Origin of the sequence: Paraburkholderia sediminicola (assembly GCF_046026895.1) — a bacterium.
Classification (GTDB): Bacteria; Pseudomonadota; Gammaproteobacteria; order Burkholderiales; family Burkholderiaceae; genus Paraburkholderia; species Paraburkholderia sediminicola_C.
In genome coordinates, this window is the sequence record NZ_JAQQEU010000088.1 from 1 (window position 1) to 21,231 (window position 21,231).

General features: G+C 62.0%; 16 protein-coding genes, 4 tRNA genes and 1 pseudogene. 10 read left to right on the forward strand and 11 right to left on the reverse strand.

Features of this window, described 5'->3' with window-relative positions:
- The 3 genes from PQR02_RS34615 to PQR02_RS34625 form a co-directional block, all read right to left on the reverse strand.
- Positions 1-991: lipocalin-like domain-containing protein (locus PQR02_RS34615; RefSeq protein ID WP_408242303.1), on the reverse strand; the 991-nt coding region annotated here is incomplete at its 3' end.
- Between the two features lie 248 nt (positions 992-1,239).
- Complete coding sequence (locus PQR02_RS34620; RefSeq protein WP_408242305.1) at positions 1,240-3,810, reverse strand: FtsX-like permease family protein; 2,571 nt, start codon at positions 3,808-3,810, stop codon at positions 1,240-1,242.
- Entirely contained in the window at positions 3,800-4,552 is a 753-nt protein-coding gene (locus PQR02_RS34625) for an ABC transporter ATP-binding protein (protein ID WP_408242307.1), read from the reverse strand. The genes PQR02_RS34620 and PQR02_RS34625 overlap by 11 nt, the downstream gene beginning before the upstream one ends.
- Positions 4,553-5,238: 686 nt before the next feature.
- On the opposite strand from PQR02_RS34625, the gene PQR02_RS34630 reads away from it, so the two are divergent.
- The 7 genes and pseudogenes from PQR02_RS34630 to PQR02_RS34660 all read left to right on the forward strand — a co-directional run bounded on the left by PQR02_RS34630 (position 5,239) and on the right by PQR02_RS34660 (position 11,666).
- Positions 5,239-6,798, forward strand: a complete 1,560-nt coding sequence (locus tag PQR02_RS34630) for an NADH-quinone oxidoreductase subunit M (protein ID WP_408242309.1) — start codon at positions 5,239-5,241, stop codon at positions 6,796-6,798.
- A gap of 379 nt (positions 6,799-7,177) precedes the next feature.
- The gene (gene cyoA, locus PQR02_RS34635; RefSeq protein ID WP_408242313.1) at positions 7,178-8,071 is read left to right on the forward strand and encodes a ubiquinol oxidase subunit II; all 894 of its coding nucleotides are present in this window, start codon (positions 7,178-7,180) and stop codon (positions 8,069-8,071) included.
- 2 nt (positions 8,072-8,073) lie between these two features.
- Entirely contained in the window at positions 8,074-10,059 is a 1,986-nt protein-coding gene (gene cyoB, locus PQR02_RS34640; protein ID WP_408242315.1) for a cytochrome o ubiquinol oxidase subunit I, read from the forward strand.
- The gene (cyoC, locus tag PQR02_RS34645) at positions 10,059-10,676 is read left to right on the forward strand and encodes a cytochrome o ubiquinol oxidase subunit III (protein ID WP_408242317.1); all 618 of its coding nucleotides are present in this window, start codon (positions 10,059-10,061) and stop codon (positions 10,674-10,676) included. The genes cyoB and cyoC overlap by 1 nt, the downstream gene beginning before the upstream one ends.
- Positions 10,677-11,009, forward strand: coding sequence for a cytochrome o ubiquinol oxidase subunit IV (gene cyoD, locus PQR02_RS34650; RefSeq protein ID WP_408242319.1), 333 nt, complete (start codon positions 10,677-10,679; stop codon positions 11,007-11,009).
- Between the two features lie 85 nt (positions 11,010-11,094).
- Positions 11,095-11,256: a hypothetical protein gene (locus PQR02_RS34655; protein ID WP_408242321.1), complete on the forward strand. Its 162-nt coding sequence runs from the start codon at positions 11,095-11,097 to the stop codon at positions 11,254-11,256.
- Between the two features lie 61 nt (positions 11,257-11,317).
- A pseudogene (locus tag PQR02_RS34660) lies at positions 11,318-11,666 on the forward strand (winged helix-turn-helix domain-containing protein).
- A gap of 887 nt (positions 11,667-12,553) precedes the next feature.
- Here PQR02_RS34660 and PQR02_RS34665 read toward each other — a convergent pair.
- Positions 12,554-13,219 (reverse strand): Crp/Fnr family transcriptional regulator, encoded by a 666-nt coding sequence (locus PQR02_RS34665; RefSeq protein ID WP_408242323.1) that lies wholly within the window; start codon positions 13,217-13,219, stop codon positions 12,554-12,556.
- Positions 13,220-13,609: 390 nt separating this feature from the next.
- Here PQR02_RS34665 and PQR02_RS34670 point away from each other — a divergent pair, with 390 nt between their 5' ends.
- The 3 genes from PQR02_RS34670 (at position 13,610) to PQR02_RS34680 (ending at position 17,191) form a co-directional block, all read left to right on the forward strand.
- Positions 13,610-13,831, forward strand: coding sequence for a hypothetical protein (locus PQR02_RS34670; RefSeq protein ID WP_408242325.1), 222 nt, complete (start codon positions 13,610-13,612; stop codon positions 13,829-13,831).
- Between the two features lie 475 nt (positions 13,832-14,306).
- Positions 14,307-15,344, forward strand: a complete 1,038-nt coding sequence (locus PQR02_RS34675; RefSeq protein ID WP_408242327.1) for a glycosyltransferase family 2 protein — start codon at positions 14,307-14,309, stop codon at positions 15,342-15,344.
- Positions 15,345-15,454: 110 nt separating this feature from the next.
- Entirely contained in the window at positions 15,455-17,191 is a 1,737-nt protein-coding gene (locus PQR02_RS34680) for a DUF6311 domain-containing protein (protein WP_408242329.1), read from the forward strand.
- A 378-nt stretch (positions 17,192-17,569) separates the two neighbouring features.
- Here the strand turns inward: PQR02_RS34680 and PQR02_RS34685 are convergent.
- The 7 genes from PQR02_RS34685 to PQR02_RS34715 form a co-directional block, all read right to left on the reverse strand.
- Positions 17,570-17,645 (reverse strand) — tRNA-Thr (locus PQR02_RS34685).
- Positions 17,646-17,690: 45 nt separating this feature from the next.
- Positions 17,691-17,765: transfer RNA gene (locus tag PQR02_RS34690), tRNA-Thr, on the reverse strand.
- A gap of 22 nt (positions 17,766-17,787) precedes the next feature.
- Positions 17,788-17,863, reverse strand: a tRNA-Gly gene (locus PQR02_RS34695).
- A gap of 2 nt (positions 17,864-17,865) precedes the next feature.
- A tRNA-Asn gene (locus PQR02_RS34700) sits at positions 17,866-17,941 on the reverse strand.
- A gap of 365 nt (positions 17,942-18,306) precedes the next feature.
- Positions 18,307-18,984, reverse strand: a complete 678-nt coding sequence (locus tag PQR02_RS34705) for an OmpA/MotB family protein (RefSeq protein ID WP_408242331.1) — start codon at positions 18,982-18,984, stop codon at positions 18,307-18,309.
- A 27-nt stretch (positions 18,985-19,011) separates the two neighbouring features.
- Positions 19,012-19,824 carry a flagellar motor protein gene (locus PQR02_RS34710; RefSeq protein WP_408242333.1) on the reverse strand — a complete coding sequence of 271 codons (813 nt, stop codon included), beginning with the start codon at positions 19,822-19,824 and terminating at the stop codon, positions 19,012-19,014.
- A 114-nt stretch (positions 19,825-19,938) separates the two neighbouring features.
- A complete protein-coding gene (locus PQR02_RS34715; protein WP_408242335.1) occupies positions 19,939-21,150 on the reverse strand; it encodes a Crp/Fnr family transcriptional regulator in 1,212 nt (403 codons plus the stop codon).
- Positions 21,151-21,231 lie beyond the last annotated feature (81 nt).

Below are 21,231 nucleotides of genomic sequence, written 5' to 3' on the forward strand. Positions count from 1 at the left end.
CTTCCCAATACACAGCACCGGTCGATTGCCGCGAATCGAGTTCCTGATCGTCCATCAGCGGATCGAGCCGCCATGTCAGCGTGCCGGCTTTAACGCTCATCGACACGGGGTACGGCGCGTTCGTGCGCGGCGAACGCCAGGTGCGAACCGGCGAAAAGTCGACCTGCTTGGGGCCGAACGTCGTCACACGACCAGCCGGGTCGCGAAGCGCCGCATGCGCCCACATCGCGTGTCCATCGCGGGCGCGTACCTTGAATGCCATCAGCGCTGAGCCGTCGTCGAGGTTGACCCCCAGCCAATCCCATCCGACCGCATTGGCGTCGAGCAAGGTGCTCGACCACTCGTGATCCAGCCACGCCGTGCCGCTTACCGCAGTATTGCCGTTTGATGGACTTCCCGCCGCTTTCGGACGCACCACGCTGCCCGTCACGCGCAATTGCGGTTCACTGTAGTAATAGCTCGCCTGTTCCGGCCGCGGACCTTTGCGGGAATAGCCGCGCTCGCCCTCGATCAATGGCGCTTGCGTCGGCGTCAGCGCGAGATGCAGCGAGAAGCCGTTGGCGTCGACATTGACGTCGTAGTGACCATCCGCTGCGCGAATGATTTTCCAGGCGTCGAGCTTGACGTCGGTATTGCCTGGCTGCGCATAAGCGAGCCCGAAGCCTTGACGGGCAATTCGCTGATCGTGGGCAAGATGCCCGAAAGCAGGATCGCTCAACGCAGCATGAGCAATGATCAATTGCGATGGCGCAAAAGCACTCGGATCGGCGGCATCGTGGCCCGTCGCCGAGCGGAAAAACGTGATCTGAAAACCAAGCGGCTGATTGTCCGGTGTCGCGAGCCAACCCGTCGCGTACCACCATTCGGTGCGAAAGTCCGGGTGCGCGCCGCTGTCCTGGGGCAGCGCGATCGGGTGGTCCGGTGTGACTGCGGCAAATTCGGCGGGTGCGGCGAACGCGGCCGACACAACCAACAGGCCGGCGTAAAACAAACCGCGAAGGCGAGGGCGCAATATCCGGCGACTCGTTGCACCCGCGTCGGGGCCTTGGACGAAAACAATATCGCCGCGTGAGATGCCGGGCAAAATCACCGTGACGCAGAGTGCGGCTATCGCGCGCGCTGAGAGCGCAGTACAAGGCGGGAGTCGGCGCAGAGCGACGCAAGATACAGCGGTCACATCAGCGCGCGTCGTCCCTTCATACGTCGGCCCCCTCGCCAACTCACGCCACACCCATCGCATCACCAATCCTCCTTCACCGCGCGCACCGCATCCACGGACACCGCGCTGCGTCCCGCGATCACCGCTGTCGAGCACGACGAAGCCAGCATCACCAACGCGACAGTCCCCAGCACGGTCCATGGCACGTGCAGCGACATGCTCCAATGAAACGACTGCGGATTGACGACGAACACGAGAATCAGGCTGATCGCAAATCCCAGCACAAAGCCCATCGCAATGCCGCACGCCGTGAGCATGCCGCCTTCCAGCGCAAGGATTGCGAGAACCTGCGTGCGGGTCACGCCGACGTGCCGCAACATGCCGAACTCGCGTGCCCGCGCGAGCGTCTGCGCGGAAAACGTCGCAGCGACGCCGAACAGCCCGATCACGATGGCAACCGCCTCGAGCAGATAGGTGACCGCAAAGCTTCGATCGAAGATCACCAGCGTGCGCGCGCGAATCTCGCCCGGCTGCGACAGGTCCAGCGATGCGCCAAAGGGCAACGCGCGCAGTCCGGCGATCACGCGTTCGACGGGCGTGCCTCGCTGAACGGTCACGGCGACATCGGTGGCGCTCGTGTCGGCGGTGAGGCTCCGGTAGTCGGCGAGCCGCATCTGGATCGCGCCGCTTTGGCGCACGTAATCGCGCCACACGCCGGTTACGACGAACACATGACCGCTGTCGCCCAGTGGCAATTGCACTCGCTGCCCGAGCCGGAATCCATACAGATCGACCATTGCTTCGGACACCCAAACAGGCGTTTCGCCCACTCGAAGTTCGGATGACGGCAGTACCGCACCGGTCATCTGCAGAGTTGCGCCCGGATCGTCAGCGTCGATTTCGCGCGCGAGCACGGCGACGTCCGGCCGCGCAGGATCGAGCGTGAGATGCGACGTGCGGGCAAATGCAGCGGTCCTGATGCCGGGCACGGCCGCCAGCAACCTCTGCTCGTCGGGCCGCAAGCCACCGGTATCGCCGTTCGGCGCCGCACGTACGTACAGATCGGCGGAGAGCAGATGAGCGAGCCAGTCTTCGACGGACACACGGAAGCTGGCCACCATGATCGCCATCGCGACGATCAGCGCGAAGCTCGACAACACGCCGCCCATGGCAATCGCTGCGTGCCCTGGCGCATTCGCGAGACGCGCCATCGCGAGCGTGCTCGCGGCGCCCGCACGACGCCGTGCGGCAAATGCCCGGCTCGCCGCGCCGAATATCAACGCGGTCACGCGCGGCATCAGCGCAATCCCGCCGATCAGCAGCAGCGCGACGGCGGCATAGCCGCCAATCGGCGCGTCGAACCATGGTGGCGCTTGCGTCAGAACGGTGGCACCCAGCAGGCAAAGCAAAGCCGGCCACGGCGTGGCGAGACGGGTCAATGCGCCTTCCTCGGCGCCAGCCTTGAGCGCAGCGGCGGGCCTTGCGCGTGCCGCTTCGAGCGCGGGCGCCAGGCTGCCCACGACCGACACCGCGATGCCGAGCATCAGGAACCCCGCGCTAGCCAGCGGTTCGAAGCCCACCTGCGGCTGCACGCCGGGAAAGTAGCCGCCACCGAGATCGCTGCCGAAAAAGCGCAGCGCGGCGCTCGCCATCGCATAGCCGAGCGCGAGTCCGCCCAGCGAGCCGAGCACCCCCAGCAACGCGCCTTCCAGCAGGATCTGCCGCAGCAGTTGACCGCGCGTCAGTCCCAGCACGCGCAGCATGGCGAACTGCGCGCGACGTCGCACGACGCCCAGCGCCTGGGTCGAAAACACAAGGAACGCGCCGGTGAAGAGGGCCACCAGTGCGAGCACGTTCATGTTGATCCGATAGGCACGCGACAGTCGATCGGTACGGCTTTCGGCGTCGCGCGCTTCAGCGATTACCCATTGCTTGCCGAGCCGCGCCTGCAGATCACGCCTGAAGCGCTCGCGATCGACGCCGCGGTCGAGCTGCAGATCGACGCGCGACAGCTTGCCCACCTTGCCGAATTGCCACTGAGCCGAGGCGATGTCCATGACGGCGAGCCGTTGACCCGGACGCGTCCTCACGAGGCCGCCCGCCACGCGTAAGCGCACGATCGACGTGCCGCTTTGCAGCGCGATGTCGTCGCCGGTTTTGACGTTCAGCCATTGCTGCGCGGCCGATGAGAGAAACACCGTATCGGACGCGAGCGTATCGAACGGCCGGTCCGGCGACGGCACGCCGACCAGATCGGGCGCAATACGGCTCGCCTTGAACACATCGATGCCGAGAACCGGCAACGCGGCCTTGCGGCCCAGGACCGTGACATCGAGTGCGAGCACGGGGCTCGCCAGCGCCACACCGGGTTTAGTCGATAGACCCGGATAGATCGACTCGTCGACCCAGGGCTGCGCGCCACGCACCTGCAGATCGGCTTCGCCCGAAAGACTGCGGGCCGCAGCCGAGAATTCGTTGAAGGCCGCGCTGTTGATCAACTGCACCGCGTAACCGAGCGCGACGCCGAGCGCGATCGTCGCGATGGCAACCAGCGCGCGCCCGCGATGGCTATGCCATTCGGCGCTCAGGAGCCAGCGCGCGAGAACACGGTGTCCCCGCGTGCGTAGCAGGGGACCGAGGTCAGCGCGCATCGTCGGCAGAGCGGGCGGGGGCGCTGCGCGTGAGAGACGACGGGTTGGGCAACGCAGATTTCGCGGACTCCGCGTGCAAGCCACCGTCGCTCAGAATCAGGATGCGGTCCGCGAAGGCCGCCGCCGCTTCCGAGTGCGTCACCAGGATCGTGGCCGCGCCGGTCGCCTTGCTTTGCGCGCGGAACAGGTCGAGCACGTCGTGTGCGGTATCGGGATCGAGATTGCCCGTGGGTTCGTCGGCGAGAATCAGTTTGGGACGATGCACGAGCGCCCGCGCAATCGCGACGCGCTGCAGTTCGCCGCCGGAGAGTTGCCGCGGAAAGTCGTCGCCGCGGCCGCTCAGGCCGACCGCCGCGAGCATGTCGAGCGCGCCGGCCGTGGGCAGTTCGTTGAGCAGCAGCGGCAGCGCCACGTTCTGCGCGAGCGTCAGATGAGGCAGCACGTGAAAGGCCTGAAACACGAAGCCTAGCTTGCGGCGGCGCAGGCGAGTCGCCGCATCGTCGTCGAGCCGCGTGACGGAGTGGCCGTCGATGATCACGTCGCCGCTCTCCGCGCTGTCGAGCCCGGCGATCAGATTGAGCAGCGTCGATTTGCCGACGCCCGAGTCGCCCATGATCGCGACGAATTCGCCCGGCCCGAGCGTGAAGTCGAGGTGCGCCAGCACGATACGGCCCGCGCCGTATTGTTTGCTCAATCCGCGGCATTCGAGTGCGGGAACGGCAACTTCGTCACGAAGCGTCATGCGGTATCCAGGAAATCTGGCCGGCGAAGGCAATCCCCGGCGGGACAGGAAAGTGTGCCTGCTTACGGGCAGGTCTGCATGCAAGTCGTCGAAGTATATGCGGCGTCTGTAAGGAACGCGGAAGCGGCGCGCATCCGTGGTTCGTCGGTTGGGACGTTCGGGGCATGTGAACATGCGCGGGTCTTTTTCCGGCGTCAGCCGCCGCCGATTAGAGTGCCGGACTAAAAAAATTTCTGCTGGTGAACGGCGGAAATTTTGCCCGCAGGGTGAAATCGGCAGTCATGCAGACTCCGATCGTTAGCATGGTATGTTCCACCGCGGCGTTTGACTAAAACCGCGCGCGCGCAAGAGCGCCCAACTCGCAGCCAAATTGCTGCTTCTGTTTGTAAATTTCGTTGTTCGCTCCCGGCTACACGTGATTTGTGCAAACGCACATTTTCCTGCGTTTCGCAAGCGTATGCGTTGCAACAATGTATTGTGATGGGCGTTGCAGCGTTGTTGCGATGCAAAAGTACTCTTATCTTGGTAATCTCCCACCCTTGGTCATTCGACTGCGGGTAAACGTGTAGCGGAAACCCCGCTCGCGCGTCGAATTCAGCGAAATTCAGTTTACAAGTCCATTTCGAAGCTTTCTTTTTTGAAGGCCTTGATGGGGCGTTTTGTACTTAAAGTTTTCGACAGAGCACATGCCATTGCCTCTTCTTAGTCTTCTCATCTGGATCCCTATTGTCGCCGGACTGGTCGTCTTGCGAGCCGGATCCGACGCGGCACGCAGTCGCACCCGTTGGCTCGCGCTGGCCGGCGCGGTCGCAGGTTTCCTGCCGGTGATTCCGCTGGTCGCGAATTTTCGCAACGACGTCACGTCGATGCAGTTCGTCGAGAACGTCCGCTGGTCGCCGACGTTCGACATCGCGTGGCATTTGGGAGTGGACGGGATTTCGCTGTGGCTCGTCGCGTTGACCGCGCTCACCACGATCATCATCGTGGTCGCGTCGTGGGAATCGATCACCCAGCGCACTGCGCAGTACTTCGGCGCGTTCCTGATGTTGTCGGGCTTCATGCAGGGCGTCTTCACGTCGCTCGACGGCATGCTGTTCTTCATCTCGTTCGAAGCGACGCTGATTCCGCTGTATCTGCTGATCGGCACGTGGGGCCATTCGAACCGCTCGTATGCGGCAGTGAAGTTCTTCTTCGTGTCGTTCCTTGGCTCGCTGATGATGCTGATGTCGATGCTGTATCTGTACAGCCAGACGCACAGCTTCGACCTCGCGCTGTGGCGTGAAACGCACCTCGGCACGATGCCGCAGATCCTGATCTTCCTCGGCTTTCTCGCCGCGTTCGGCGTGAAGGTGCCGATGTGGCCGCTGCATACGTGGCTGCCCGACGTCCACCTCGACGGCCCGACCGGCGCCGCTGTGATGATCGGCATGCTGAAGCTCGGCGGGTACGGTCTGCTGCGCTTCGCGTTGCCGATCGCACCGCAGGCGAGCCACTTCTTCGCGCCGATGATGATCACGCTGTCGCTGGTCGCGGTGATCTATTCGAGCCTGCTCGCGCTCGTGCAAACCGACATGCGCCGTCTGCTCGCGTATTCGACGGTGGCGCACATGGGGCTCGTGACGCTCGGCCTGTTCGTCTTCAACCGCATCGGCCAGGCTGGCGCGATCGTGCAGATGCTGTCGTATGGCGTGGTGTCCGGTGCGATGCTGTTGTGCACGGGCATGCTCTACGATCGCACCAGGACCGCATCGATCGCCGAGTACGGCGGCGTCGCCAACACCATGCCGCGCTTCGCCGCGTTCGTGATGCTGTTCTCGATGGCCAACATCGGTCTGCCGGGCACGTCGGGTTTCGTCGGCGAGTTCATGGTGCTGATGGGGGCGATCCGCTTCAACTTCTGGATTGGCGCAATCGCCGCGTCCACGTTGATCCTGAGCGCGGCCTACACGCTGTGGATGTACAAGCGCGTGATCTTCGGCGCGATCGCCAATGCGCGCGTCGCGAAACTGAAGGACCTCGGCAAGCGCGAGTTCGTGTTGCTCGGCGCGATGGCGTTGCTGGTGCTGGCGATCGGTCTCGATCCGAAGCCGTTCACCGATGCGATCGATCCATCGGTCGGCACGCTGCTCGCGCAATCGGAGCGCTCGGCTCATCCCGCGGACGACTCCGCGCCGGCTGACGGCGGCGAGCATCTGCAGGCAGCCGCGCCCGCGCCGGTCGCCACCGCGGTCCGCACGCCGGGCTGAGGGCGCGAGGTGTTGCGCGGATGCAGCACACGCGTTTTGCGGATGCCGCTTCGCTCACGCCTCTTTTCGCATCGACTCGAAATCCCTTGCGTGGTTGCTGCGCGGCTCGGCCTTCAGGTCAAGTCGCGTTTTGTTGCTTTTTCAAGGGGTTTTTGTGGTGCGTCAACTATGCGTCAACTTTTCAGTACTTTGCAGTGGAGTCTTGAAACCCGCGCTTGCACGCAGGTGTGCGGCAACGTGTCGCACCGAGGTGCGACGCAATAGACCATTGCAGAAACGATGGTTTATTGCCACTCGACGTGACCCTATTATGCGAGCGCTTATTAATGGAGAGCGGTCGAATGACGTTCGTTGAAGTCGTAAAAAAGAGGCAGTGGATATGAAAGGAAAGACTCTGCGAGGGTCGATCGGTTTCCTATCCACCGGCCTCGTGTTGCTGCTTTCGGGTTGCAGCAACCTGGATATCCTGAATCCGAAGGGGAGTGTGGGTCTGGCCGAACGTGATCTGATCGCGACGTCCACCTGGGCCATGCTGATTGTCGTCGTTCCGGTGATCTTCCTCACCCTGCTGTTCGCGTGGCGTTATCGCGCGTCGAACAAAAGCGCTGAATACCGTCCGAAGTGGGTTCACTCGACCGGTATCGAAATCGCCATCTGGACGATTCCGACGCTGATCATTCTGTTCCTGGCCGTGTTGACGTGGAAGAGCACGCATGAGCTCGATCCGTACCGTCCGCTCAAGTCGCAGGTCAAGCCGATCAACGTCGAAGTCGTCGCACTCGACTGGAAGTGGCTGTTCATTTATCCCGACCTCGGTATTGCGTCGGTGAATCAGCTTGCGATCCCGGTCGGCACGCCGGTGAACTTCCTGATCACCTCCGACACGGTGATGAACTCGTTCTTCATCCCGCAGCTCGGCGGCCAGATCTACGCGATGGCAGGCATGCAAACGCGTCTGCATCTGATCGCGGACGAAGCCGGCGACTACGCCGGTACCGCGGCCAACTTCAGCGGCAAGGGCTTCTCGGACATGAAGTTCCGTACGCTCGCCAAGTCGCCGGAAGAGTTCAACGCATGGGTTGCGAAGGTGCGCGCGTCGTCGGACACGCTCAGCATGGACCGTTACCACACGGTCTCGGCGCCGAGCGAGAAGGATCCGGTGCGCTACTTCTCGTCGGTCGATCCGAAGCTCTTTCACAACATCATCGCCCGATATAACAACGGCAACGTCATGGACAACATGAAGGACGCCAACTGCGGGCCGAAGGGATAAGCATGTTCGGAAAACTCTCACTAGACTCGATTCCGTACCACGAGCCGATCATCATGGTGACGGCTGCCGGGATCGCCCTCGGCGGTGCGCTGGTTCTGGGTCTGATCACCTATTTCGGCAAGTGGCGCTACCTGTGGACCGAATGGTTCACGTCGGTCGACCACAAGAGGCTGGGCGTGATGTACATCGTGGTTGCGCTCATCATGCTGTTCCGCGGCTTCGCGGACGCGATCATGATGCGTACCCAGCTAGCGCTCTCGTATAACGCGCCAGGTTTCCTGCCGCCCCACCATTACGACCAGATCTTTACCGCGCACGGCGTCATCATGATTTTCTTCATGGCGATGGTGTTCATGGTCGGTCTGATGAACATCATCGTGCCGTTGCAGATCGGTGCCCGCGACGTTGCGTTCCCGTTCCTCAACTCGTTGAGCTTCTGGATGACCGCGATCAGCGTGATCCTGATCAACATCTCGCTGGTAGTCGGTGAATTCGCGCAAACGGGCTGGCTGGCTTATCCACCGCTGTCCGAATTGCAGTTCAGTCCGGGTGTCGGGGTCGATTACTACCTGTGGAGTCTGCAGCTCTCCGGTATCGGAACGTTGCTGACCGGCGTGAACTTCTTCGTGACCATCGTCAAGATGCGTGCGCCGGGCATGACGTTCATGAAGATGCCGGTGTTCACGTGGACCGCGCTGTGCACGAACGTGCTGATCATGGCTTCGTTCCCGATCCTGACCGTCACGCTCGCGCTGCTCGGTCTGGACCGTTACCTCGGCATGCACTTCTTCACGAACGATGCCGGCGGCAACGCGATGATGTACCTGAACCTGATCTGGGCATGGGGTCACCCCGAGGTGTACATCCTGATCCTGCCGGCGTTCGGTATTTTCTCGGAAGTCGTGGCGACCTTCGCGAAGAAGCCGCTGTTCGGCTACAAGACGATGGTGTGGGCGACCTGCGCGATCATGGTGCTGTCGTTCCTCGTGTGGCTGCACCACTTCTTCACGATGGGTTCGGGCGCTGACGTCAACGCGTTCTTCGGTATTGCGACGATGATCATTGCAATTCCGACCGGCGTGAAAGTGTTCAACTGGCTGTTCACGATCTACAAGGGTCGTCTGCAGTTCACGACGCCGATCCTGTGGACCCTCGGCTTCATGGTCACCTTCACGATCGGCGGTATGACCGGCGTGATGATGGCGATTCCGGGCGCGGACTTCGTGCTGCACAACAGCCTGTTCCTGATCGCTCACTTTCACAACGTGATTATTGGTGGCGTGGTGTTCGGCTACCTGGCTGGTATGAACTACTGGTTCCCGAAAGCGTTCGGCTTCAAGCTGAATGAGACGTGGGGCAAGGCATCGTTCTGGTTCTGGCAGATCGGTTTCTGGGTTGCGTTCACGCCGCTGTACGTGCTGGGCTTCATGGGCATGACGCGTCGTCTGAATCACTATGACAATCCGGATTGGCATCCGTGGCTGATGTTCGCGTGGGTCGGTGCTGTCCTGATCGCCATCGGTATCGCTTGCCAGGTGCTGCAACTGGTCGTCAGCGTTCGCGACCGCAACCTGCCGCAAAACCGCGACGTCACGGGCGATCCGTGGGACGCTCACACGCTGGAATGGGCAACGAGCTCTCCGCCGGCGTCGTACAACTTCGCGATCATTCCGGACGTGCGCGAACTTGACGCATTCGCTGAAATGAAGTCGCGCAAGAATCAGCCGAAACCGGTGTATCGCGACATTCACATGCCGTCGAACACGTCCGCGGGTCTGTTTGTGGCGATGTTCTCGCTGGTGCTGGGTTTTGCCGCTGTGTGGCATATCTGGTGGCTCGCGATTATCGGTCTGGTCGGCGCGATCGGTACTGTAATCATTTACAGCTTCCAGAAGAACGAAGGCTTTTACATCCCGGCCGCCACGGTCGCGGCGATTGAAGAAAAACGCGCCGGCGCTGGTACGCAGGTCGCGTTGGAGGTGGATTGATGTCAAACAACACGCTTACGGCTGACTCGCATCACCACGATGCGCATCATGCCGATCACCCGCCGTCGCATTCGGTATTCGGCTTCTGGCTGTACCTGATGACCGACTGCATCATCTTCGCGTCGCTGTTCGCGGTGTTCGCGGTGATGCAGCACCAGTTCGCGGGTGGTCCGACCGGTAAGGATCTCTTCGAGATTCCCGGCGTGGCGCTTGAAACCACGATGCTGTTGCTGAGCAGCATCACGTACGGCTTCGCGATGCTGGGCGCGCACAAGAACCGGAAGGGCGTGCTGCTGTTCTGGCTCGGCGTCACGTTCCTGCTTGGTCTCGCGTTTCTAGTGCTGGAAATGCGCGAGTTCTCGCACCTGATCGCCGAAGGCGCAGGTCCGAGCCGCAGTGCGTTCCTGTCGTCGTTCTTCACGCTGGTCGGCACGCACGGTCTGCACGTCACGTGCGGCCTGATCTGGATGGTGGTGCTTGCCGTTCAGGTGCTGCGTCATCGCGACCTGACTGAACGCGATCTGATTCGCCTGACGTGCCTGAGCCTTTTCTGGCACTTTCTGGACGTCGTGTGGATCGGCGTCTTCACCTTTGTCTATCTTGCGAGCGTGATCTAAATGGACCATAGCCATAACGCACACTCGGGTGAAGGTCACGGCAGCCTCGGCAGCTATATGACGGGTTTTGTGCTGTCCGTCATTCTGACTGTCGCGGCGTTCGGCCTCGTGATGAACGGAATGTTGACGGGCCAGAACGCGTTGTTCGCAATTGCGGGCCTCGCGTTGGTGCAGATCATCGTGCACCTGGTGTTCTTCCTGCACATGAATACGTCGTCGGCGCAGCGCTGGAATGTGACGGCGTTTGCTTTCACGGTGCTGACTGCGGTGATCGTGATCGGCGGGACTCTGTGGGTCATGCATAACGTCAGTATGAACATGATGTCGCGCTAAGCTGCAAAGCGCTTTCGCCTGAAAGAAAGCCCCGCTAGATTGAAGTCTTGCGGGGCTTTTTCATGGTGCCTTGATCGCCGTGACTATGGTGCTGATCAAGTGCTTGCTGCTCGCGAGCTGGCTGGTCGACTTCTTCTATTTCTTTCCGAACGACAACACCGCAGCCGTGCCGGCGACCGAAAGGAATTGCAAACGTAAGCTTGACATCAAGTTAGTCGGGGTCGAATTGTTGGACCCAGGTTCGTGAATCGCGCCATGTTGGCGAAGGCGTTTCGCTCCGCGCGTAAAGCATGCTGGCAAGAGTGCCCATGACCCGTCCCGCCGACATTTACCTTCGCTTTCTGCACTTGACCGAGGCCTTGCGTGGCTTGCCCTCGCTGCCGTCGCTCGACCCACTGGAAGAGCGCATTCTCGCGCTCGTCGCGCGGGCTGGGCAGTCGCGCGAACGGCTGTCGGTGAGGGACATGATGGCGAAAAGTGGAGCTGGGCTCGCCGGCCGTGGTGCATGCGCGCGTGAAGTCGATGCGCGAAAAAGGCTGGATTGTGCTCGCCGATACCGAGGACGCAAGGCGCAAGCAGATTGAGTTGACGCGGGCGGCGTTGCGGCATTTCGATAAATTGTCGGAGTGGGTCGTGAAGGCGGCGAAAAGCGGGTAGGGGATTTGCTGAAACGTCTCCGGCGTGCGAAACGAAAAAGGGGGGGCTCTTTTCAGGGCCCCGTTGTTGAGGCATACCCGCGGTGAGCGCGACCGAGTATTGGCCGGCGCCTAACGAAGCCGGTGCGCTCTGCGACCAGCAGTCGATAGCCGTCGACGGTGTCACGCCGATGCCGGTCGCAGCTTGAATCAAGCTGCGAGTGACGATCGGTGCGATGTCCGGGCCGCTGAAAACGTCGGACATGCGAGCGTCGAGGTAAGTCGAATCGATCGCGGTTACGCAGGCTGCCGACGAGCCTTGCAAACACTTTGAGAAAGACGCGATCAGCGGCGGCAGATAGTCGGCGGCTACGGCCCGCGCCGCGACTGTCGCGGAGACGATTGCGGAGAGGCACAGCGTGATAACCGTGTTCGGATTTGCAATCGAGATCAATCGCGTGCCGCCGTCGGGCGAAGGAACGACGCTGACCGAATCGACTATGGCGTCGAAGCCTTGGTGATTTGCCGTGAAGGCCGTACCGATCAGATCGAAGCCCGTGGTGCTCACATCGTTTGCCGCGAAAATCGGCGCTAAGAGACAATTGCGAGGCTCCGCCAAGCGGCCGGTCATCGGGCCACATGCGCCATTCAACTTTGGACGCCCCAACGGAGGAACCGCCATAGCCCGCGCGCAGCAGGAAGTGGAAGCTTTGCACATGGATCCGCACAAGACCGACCTCTGGACTACCGCGGTCTCACCCGCACGCGAGGTGCTGGTCGGGTTGCAACTCAAGGAAGATCTATGTGCATCCGCCGCCGTCGGAACTCACGCCAGCGGCGAGATAAGCGGATCGGGTCGGCCCCGGCAGCTTAGCCATTCATATGCAGCTTGACGAAATTCGGCCAGTGTCATCCGGTGGCCAGAGTATGCAACGTAACGCGATCGCGAACGCGAATCTGTCGGCCTTCCTTTGCAATTACGCCGCGATTCGTCAAGGACTTCAGCACGCGCGACACGGTCTCGCGGCTGACTTTTGCCATTGCCGCGATAGTCGCCTGGTCGGGGAGTTCGATCAGCGGCGATTCATCCTTTTCCGCATTGTTGATCGCCGACTCGATGACAGCGGAGATTCGGGCATCCGCGCGCGGCAGTCCCTGCGCCGCGTGACGTTCGACAAGATGCATAACCCGAAGGGCCATGGAGTTGATTAACACGCGCGCTACATTGGGCTCGTTGAATAACTCTCGGGCGTGGGCTCGGCTGAAAAGGGCCACAGTACTTTTCCTGACGGCCACGATGTTCCCGTGAAGGGAAGAGTTGACAAGGATCGGCTCTTCTCCCCCCGATTGTCCAGGATTAATCACACGCACCGGGATTTCGCGGCCATCCTCGGAGAGGGTGGAAGTTCGCAATTGTCCCGATATAGCGAGCACCAGTGGGGATCGTGTGTCACCCTGATAGCAGATGTAGTCGCCGGGCCCGAATTCGGCGATCCGGGCCATCTCGCCGGCTTTCTTTATTGTGTCGTCATCAGCCGCAGAAAAAAGGGGTTGCTTTCTCAGAAGTGTTTCCATTCACATGCGATTTTTATCGTTTCATGGCCTTATATAACGGCGCGGATTTTACAAACTTTAACATTTATTGCATTTGGCAGCGTTAGAAACTATTGGATTTTTTTGTAATGTATTGCGCCGTTCGCAGCGGATCAGTTCTACGCTCCAGTACCTGGTATTTTGACCTTGCGCGAACGAAGCCATATCGGCGCCGGCGCACGGGCCGAAGCTCGAAGATGTTGCGATGCTGTGCAAGTAGTGGGGGAGAAACTGGCCGGTGAAGGTTACCTCCACCGCAGTGCCTTTCAGCGTTTGCCTCCGTGTCGCACCGCACGGACGAAGAATTGCTGGCTCGTAGACTATCCGTAGGTTTATGCCCTTTCCGGGGATAACGCAACGGGAGTCACGGCGATGGACTTCGACCGCGTGCAGCAGGTATTGGAAGCCTTGCAAGCGCAATGCCCGCACACCGACCCGCACGGAATTGACGTCTGGAGCCACGCGATCACGCGCGCACGCGAGGCACTTCTGGGGCAGCAAATCAAGGACGATAGCGCCGCTCGAGCGACGGTTCGTGCGCGGGTGCCGGCGGGCACCCCCGGATCATCACTTCGCATTGTTCAGCGCAGCTAGGCCGCCGCACCGGGCACGCCATTGGCCGCGAGACATGCTTACGACAGAATTGCCGACTTAAGTATCATGGTTCGCTGATGATTTGGCGTGATCCTTCCAGATCGATCAGGCTTTTCCGAAAGGCCCTCGTCGCGGGGGGGGGAGCGGTTTGGAGGAGCTACGCGGCGCTGCCCGTTTTCGAGGCAGCAAATTCGGGTGCTTTGCATTCAGGATCAGGGCTCGTCTTGCGACCAGAACTTTCCCCGTGAGCAGCTTCAGTCGCAGCTCGACCGCGGCGCCGAAGTTGGACGAACCGCGTTTCAGTGTGATGCACATCACATCTCCACAGCCGCCGACAGCTAAAATCGGCCCCGCCATGGCGGCGGCACGAGCTTCGCAGCTCCGGTCGAGAAAATCCGCCCGGGTGACTTCACCCGACGGCGTTTGCCGTGGTTAAACGAACCAAACGGACTATTCACACACGATGGCTGAATCTGTGGTGACCTCGCTCGCGGTTGTGGTGCCCGCGTATAACGAAGACGAGGTGCTCGATACTTTCCACGCCCGGCTCAGCGCCACGCTCGGCAAGCTGGAGAATGTGCAGGCGGAGGTCATCTATATTAACGACGGCAGCACGGACGACACACTTTCGGTCCTCCATGCGCTCAAGGCCGCCGACAGCCGGGTCACCATAGTCAATCTCAGCCGGAACTTCGGTAAGGAAATCGCGCTTGCGGCCGGCCTCGATCACGCCAACGCCGATGCATCGATCGTGATCGACGCTGATCTGCAAGATCCGCCCGAGCTGATCCCAGAGTTCGTCCGGATCTGGCGCCAGGGCTTCGACGTCGTGTACGGACAGCGAATCTCGCGCAACGGCGAAACCGCTCTCAAAAAGGCTTCGGCGTTCGCCTTCTATCGCGTCATCGGTTCGTTGAGCCGGATTTCGATTCCGCGGGACACGGGCGACTTCCGCCTCCTTAGCCGGCGCGCCGTCGAGGCGCTGCGACAGTTGCCTGAGCAGCATCGCTATATGAAGGGGCTGTTCGCGTGGATCGGCTTTCCGCAGACAGCACTGCGATACGAGCGCGATGCGCGCGACGCGGGAACCTCGAAATTCAACTATGTGAGACTGTGGCATTTCGCGATCGAAGGCATCACTTCGTTCTCCATCGCGCCGCTGCGGCTCGCTTCCTGGGCGGGTGTGTGCGTCGCACTTGCAGCGTTCTGCGGTGCGCTCTGGATCATCTATAAGACGCTGATGTACGGCAACCCTGTCGCCGGCTATCCGTCGCTCATGGTGACGTTGCTGTTTCTCTCCGGAGTGCAGATGATCGGGCTCGGCATCGTGGGGGAATATCTCGGGCGAATGTTCAACGAATCGAAGCGACGCCCTCTTTACCTCGTCCAGGATTATCTACCGACCGGCCATGCCGTCGACCCGGCAGCATGGCCCGGCACCCGTTGCGGGCGGCAGGAACACGTTCGGCTCGTCCCCGACCTGGCTTCGCAACGCGAACGCCTTCTTCCCTGAGCGCCCGAGCAGCCGGCTGAGATGTGTCTTATGGCGCATCGCCACATCAACTCATACCGGCCAACGGCGGCCCGAGAAGCCGCCACGTCCGCTTCGCCTCTAACAGGACCATGGTGAATCAGGTAAAACGTCACGCCCACCCGGTGAGAGCCCTCTGTTCCAGCATTGCGCAGCCAGAGCCCGCCATGTGGCTTGCCGGACTGACGATCGGCCTCGTCGCCGCCGTCTGGCTATACGGCTGGCGCATCGCCATCCCTACCAACGTCGGCTGGCTGCTTCAGGGCGGCGATATCTCCAGCCATTTCCTGGGCTGGGACATGTTCCGCCGCGATAGCTGGCGCTGGCCGCCCGGCGCCAATCCAACGCTGGGCGACATTTCTCCCAATTCCGTGGTGTTCAGCGATTCCGTGCCATTGCTGGCGTTGCTGTTCAAGCTGCTGCGGGCAGTGCTGCCCGACCCGTTCCAGTATCAGGGCTTTGTGCTCATCGGTGACTTCATGCTCAACGGCGCCTTCGCGGCGCTGCTCGCCTACCGGTTGTGCAGAAAGGCGGTCCCGTCTCTGGCGATGGCGGCCTTCGTCGCGACCGCGACGATCGTGACCAGCCGCGGGCCGGGCGGTCACGGACACGATTCCCTGACGGCCCACTGGCTGATCCTCGCCGCGTTCGTTCTCGTATGGACCGGCCAGCAGATGGCCACGTGCCGGCGCTATCGCCTGTGGACCGTGCTGATCCTGGTCAGCGCACTGATCCACTTTTACCTCCTTGTCATGGTGTTCGCGATCTGGGCGGCCGACGGTGTCTATCGTTTTGCCGCGCTGCCCACGCACCGTCGCGGCCTGTGGGTGCATGCCTCGACGGTCGCTCTGTTGCTACTTGCCACGATGTACCTCGCCGGCTATTTCTCCGGAGCGCAAGGCGTAATGCCGGATGCAACCGGTTTCGGCCTGTTCTCCGCGAACGTGCTGACGTTCATTGATCCTGGTTCGAGCGCGTGGTATTTCCACTCGTCCACCGGCGTGTCGTCAATGTCTGTCTTCCTGCGCAACATGCCAGAATTCGGAGGCGGCCAGTACGAAGGCAATGCGTACCTGGGCGCCGGCCTGCTGATGGTTGTGGTCATCGGTGCCGCCTACTGGTTGCGCGGCGAAAGCCTCCGGTTCTCCGCGCCAACCTGCGTCCTGTCGATTACCGCGCTGTTGCTGGCGCTTGCCGCGTTCAGCAACATCGTCGCGGTGGGCGGCCATGAGCTGATCCACGTCGATCTGCCGCGTCCGCTGGCCACGCTTGCCGGCCTGGTACGCGCTAGCGGACGCTTCATCTGGGTGCTGTTCTACTTGCTTGTATTCGGCTGCTTTACGAGCGTCGTCAGCCATCTGCGGCCGGCGCTGGCTGCGTCGCTCCTCATGTCGGCCCTCGCGATCCAGCTGATCGATCTCGCGCCGTGGCACGCTTATCTGCGACGCGCGAATCATGATCATCCTGCGGTTCCCGCGGAGGTCGGCGATCCCCGCATCCAGGCGATGATAGCGGGCGCGCATCGCGTGGTGTTCGTGCCGGTCAAGGACATCCCCTATGGCTATGTTGAGTTCACCTACCTGGCCGCGCAGCACAACATGGCCGTCAACTCGACTTATTCGGCTCGACCCGTCCCGGCACTGCTGGCGCACGACGACGCCGCGGAAAAGCACAAGCTGCTCGGCGGCCACGTGCCGCCCGACGAGTTCTTCGTCGTCGCACAACAGGCCGGCATTGCCGAGGCGGCCTGCGGGAGGCCCGGCATGACCTGCCTGCCGCTGGCGGACTCCAGACTCGTTGTCATGCGGGCTCCGAACGGGTTGAACTAGCCGATCTGGAGCAGCAGCGACTCATCGATTACCTGCTTGTCCAACACGGCGCAAGTTGTTCGCCGTCACCCTTGCGGCAGGTCTGGACGTGGATGTTGTCAACAGGAGGATGGGGTAGGACAGGGCGCAATAGACGATCCGGATTTGTGCGGCAAGACCGCGGCACCGGGAAGGCGCCCTACGAACCGTCGACTTCATGCGGGATCGGGACAGCGTTTTCGCGCTCGTCAGGTGGAACGCAGAAATGCCGCCATTTGATAAGTTGATTTTGGCGTTAAGAATGCACAGCGGGGACTCACGCTCCGCCGCAACGCGGCGAGGACACGGCCCGATAGCGAAACGGGTCACGCAAACATCGCATGACCCGTTACGTCAATCTGGTGCCCCCTGTCTGATTCGAACAGACCACCTCATGATTACAAGTCAAGTGCTCTACCAAATGAGCTAAGGGGGCGCAAACTACTGCACGCCTGTCTCGCAAGCCAGACTAGCGTAGTGTTGGTGCCCATGGGCAGGATCGAACTGCCGACCTCTCCCTTACCAAGGGAGTGCTCTACCACTGAGCCACATGGGCATCTACTTTCATGCCGTTGCACTGGAGCGGGAGACGAGGCTCGAACTCGCGACCTCAACCTTGGCAAGGTTGCGCTCTACCAGCTGAGCTACTCCCGCTTTGGCTCCCCGACCTGGGCTCGAACCAGGGGCCTACGGATTAACAGTCCGGCGCTCTACCAACTGAGCTATCGGGGAATTGACTTCATCGAACGGAGCCGGATTATATAGCATTAGTTATGCTTATGGAATTGCGATCTGCGTTTTTTCTGCGCTAAAGCCGCTCGGCCACATCAACCAAATTGCACGGCTGCTTATGCTGGGATGCGAGACGCGGAGGCGGTAACCCTACACCGTCGCCACGACTGTCCCGGGGCGACATGGCGACCCTGGCGACATGGGCGAAACGGTGTTGCGGGCCGACGACGATTTGCGCGCGCGGCGCGGGGCGCTATCTGAAGCAACCCGCGAATCCTGGCTATCTGCAGGCCTCGCGGCTCGCGAAGCAGTTGAAGGAGACCGAGCCAATGCATCGCGGCCAGCGTTTAGGCTCACAATCAGCATCAATACTGCACGGCGATGGTCACGCGGCGGTTAAGCGCACGGCTCACGGGGTCGGTGCCGGCAACGAGCGGGAAGTTGTCGGCGCGGCCGATGGCCGCGAGGCGATGCGCCTCGACGCCGCGCTCGACCAGATAGCGCACCACGGCGCCAGCGCGTGCCGAGGAAAGCTCCCAGTTCGATGCATAGCGCACGTTGGCGATCGGTGTGCTGTCCGTATGCCCTTCCACGAGAATGTTGCCGTTGGGTACCTGCGCGAGCACACCCGCGATGCGGCTCAACACGCCGAAGGAATCGGGCAGCAACGCGGCATCGCCGGCATTGAAGAGAATCTTCGCATTGATGCCGATTTCCATGCCGTGCGCGACGGGCACGATGGTGATTTCGCCACGCACGCGCAGCGGATCGAGCGAGGCCAGCAACGCGCGTTCGGTGCCGTGCGGCTGCACCGCGCTTGCCGGCGCAGTGCTGGTCTGCACGGCCCGGGACTGATTGCGCAGTTCCAGTTCACGGCTCTTCGCCAACTGCATGGCGTAGAGCGCGAGGAACAGCACCATCATCGTGGTGACGAGGTCCGCGTAGGAGAGCAGCCAGCGGCCCGATTGCTCGCCGCCTTCGTCCTCGTCGTGGTCGAGGACACTCAGCGGCAGATCGCGCGCCGCATGTTTATCTGATGACATTTGCATGCTTGAAGATGCGCTCGCGGGTCAATTGACGGGCGCGCTGTCACGTAAGCCCGCCGAAGCGTTCTGGCGCGCCCATGCATTCGCCTCGCCGCGCCCGCGGATTTCGCCCGCGAGACGCGTCGCGATGGTGTGCGGCGTCTCCTTGCGCGAGATCGCGAGCAGGCCGTCCAGATAGAGCTTGCGCAGCCGCAATTCGCTTTCAATGTGCGCGCGCATCTTGCCGTAGAGCGGCAGGAACACGAGATTCGCCAGCGCGAGACCATACAGCGTCGCAACGAACGCCACGGCGATGCCCGTGCCCAGCTGCGACGGCTCCACAAGATGCGCGGTCACCTGAATCAGGCCGAGCACGGACCCCAAAATGCCGAAGGTCGGTGCATAGCCGCCCGCTTGCTGCCACACGCGCGCGGCCGCCATATGCGTGCGGCCATAGGCTTCGAGCTCCCGGTTGAGCGCGTCTTCTAGCACAGCGGTCGAGACACCGCTCGCGAGCAGTTCGAGGCCGCGGCGGGCGAACGGATGAATGCCCTGCCAGTCCATCGACTCGAACGCGAGCAGGCCATTGAGCTTGGCCTGATCGCCCCATTCGAGCACGGCGACGAGGGTCGCCTCATCGACCTGCTGCGGGCGCACGAAAACCGCGCGCAGCCGACGGATCGCATCGAAGAAGCGCGTCCAGGTGTTCTGGATCATCACCGCGCCGAGCGTGCCGCCCAGCACGACCAGGAGCGCTTCGGGCTGAAGCAGCGAGGCGAACTGGCCGCCCTCGAGCATGAAACCCACGATGACGGCCGCGCCGCCAAGCAGGACTCCCAGCAAAGTCAACAGATCCATACTTGTTTCCGGTATGACGTGTGTGAATGCGCGGCGCAGGCGGCCCGGCGCGCCCGAACTTGACGGGCGCGCCTTCGATGCATCCTGCGGTTGTAGCGCGAGAAAATCGGTTGATTACGCCGCGTGCGTCCTGAGTTCGCGCACCGCGCCGACGAGACGTTGCTCGATCTCTTCGAGCTCGATCGGATCGGACTTGATCTCGCGCCGCATGAGCCACGAGATCTCGTTCTTGCGCGCCTCGGACAGCACCGATTGCAGGCGCTCGGAAACCGCGGGATCCTCGATCGACGCCAGCAGCTTCGCGAGGTCGTAGGTATCGAGCGCGTTCACCGCTTCGAACAGCGTGCGCTGATCGACGAAGAGCAGGTCGTCGAGCGTGTTCACCTCGCCCGAGCCGCGGTTCGCGCGCTTCGTGAAATACGACACGCCCTTCTGCTCGACGAAGTTCAGCACCTTCGACTTTCTGAACGCGAAAAGTTCGTCGGCGATCTCGCCATGCGAGAGCTTGTTGAGCAGCAGCTTGCGCTCCACGCCGATCAGCGATTCGAGATCGCTCAGTTCGATCAGTTCGAGTTCACTGTTGATCGAGACATCGAGGTCGTGATCGGCCACCTGTGCGGCGCGGTCCACGATGCGCACGGGGTCGAACGTGACGACCTGGCGTCCCAGCGCGCCATCGCCACGATCTGCGCCGCCCAGGTGCGACGACGCTTGGCCCGATTCCATGGTGATGAGGTTGAGCTTCTCCATGCGGCGCAGCATCGCCATGACGTGCGGACGCGAGTGGCCGGCCACGGCGCGGCACTTCTGCACCACGTCCGCGAGCGCGACGCCCACTTCGCCCGCGTCCGTGCCGCCGCTGCGGCGCGGCCAGCCGCCCTTCGGCTCCGCGCGTTCCGCGCCTGCCAGCAGCGCAAGCACATGCGCATAGGACAGCACGCCGGGCATGAAGTCGGCGTGCGTGTAGGTGGCGAGCAGATCGTCCTTGGCCTTCGCGCGGCGGATCATGGTGCGCACGACATGGCGCAGGAGCGGTGAGACGCGTTCGAGTTCGTCTTCGATGATGCTCGCGGGCACGACGGTCAGTTGGCAGAACGTCAGCGCCTTGGCGGTGCTCGGGCGCGGCTCGGCGCCGAGCAGGGCGCTTTCGCCGAAAAACTCGCCACGGCCGAGAGTGGCTGTCACGACGCGCTTTTCGTCACAACGGGTGGAGATTTCGACTTTGCCGTCAGCGATGACGAAGAGCAGGCGCTCGCCCGCGAAGCCCTCCGGATAGATGACTTCGCCCGGCGCGGCGTTGCGCGACCATGTTTGACTGCGATTCAAGGTGATTCCCCTATGCGGATGTCTTGTCGATCGACTGCGCGCCCCGCACCGAGGCGATCGATCTGGTTCTTGTATGAGTGC

Coding starts and splice junctions, on each gene's coding strand:
- PQR02_RS34620 (WP_408242305.1), bottom strand. CDS start 3,810: ATGCGCGCTGACCTCGGTCCCCTGCTACGCACGCGGGGACACCGTGTT.
- PQR02_RS34625 (WP_408242307.1), bottom strand. CDS start 4,552: ATGACGCTTCGTGACGAAGTTGCCGTTCCCGCACTCGAATGCCGCGGA.
- PQR02_RS34630 (WP_408242309.1), top strand. CDS start 5,239: ATGCCATTGCCTCTTCTTAGTCTTCTCATCTGGATCCCTATTGTCGCC.
- cyoA (WP_408242313.1), top strand. CDS start 7,178: ATGAAAGGAAAGACTCTGCGAGGGTCGATCGGTTTCCTATCCACCGGC.
- cyoB (WP_408242315.1), top strand. CDS start 8,074: ATGTTCGGAAAACTCTCACTAGACTCGATTCCGTACCACGAGCCGATC.
- cyoC (WP_408242317.1), top strand. CDS start 10,059: ATGTCAAACAACACGCTTACGGCTGACTCGCATCACCACGATGCGCAT.
- cyoD (WP_408242319.1), top strand. CDS start 10,677: ATGGACCATAGCCATAACGCACACTCGGGTGAAGGTCACGGCAGCCTC.
- PQR02_RS34655 (WP_408242321.1), top strand. CDS start 11,095: ATGGTGCTGATCAAGTGCTTGCTGCTCGCGAGCTGGCTGGTCGACTTC.
- PQR02_RS34665 (WP_408242323.1), bottom strand. CDS start 13,219: ATGGAAACACTTCTGAGAAAGCAACCCCTTTTTTCTGCGGCTGATGAC.
- PQR02_RS34670 (WP_408242325.1), top strand. CDS start 13,610: ATGGACTTCGACCGCGTGCAGCAGGTATTGGAAGCCTTGCAAGCGCAA.
- PQR02_RS34680 (WP_408242329.1), top strand. CDS start 15,455: ATGGTGAATCAGGTAAAACGTCACGCCCACCCGGTGAGAGCCCTCTGT.
- PQR02_RS34705 (WP_408242331.1), bottom strand. CDS start 18,984: ATGTCATCAGATAAACATGCGGCGCGCGATCTGCCGCTGAGTGTCCTC.
- PQR02_RS34710 (WP_408242333.1), bottom strand. CDS start 19,824: ATGGATCTGTTGACTTTGCTGGGAGTCCTGCTTGGCGGCGCGGCCGTC.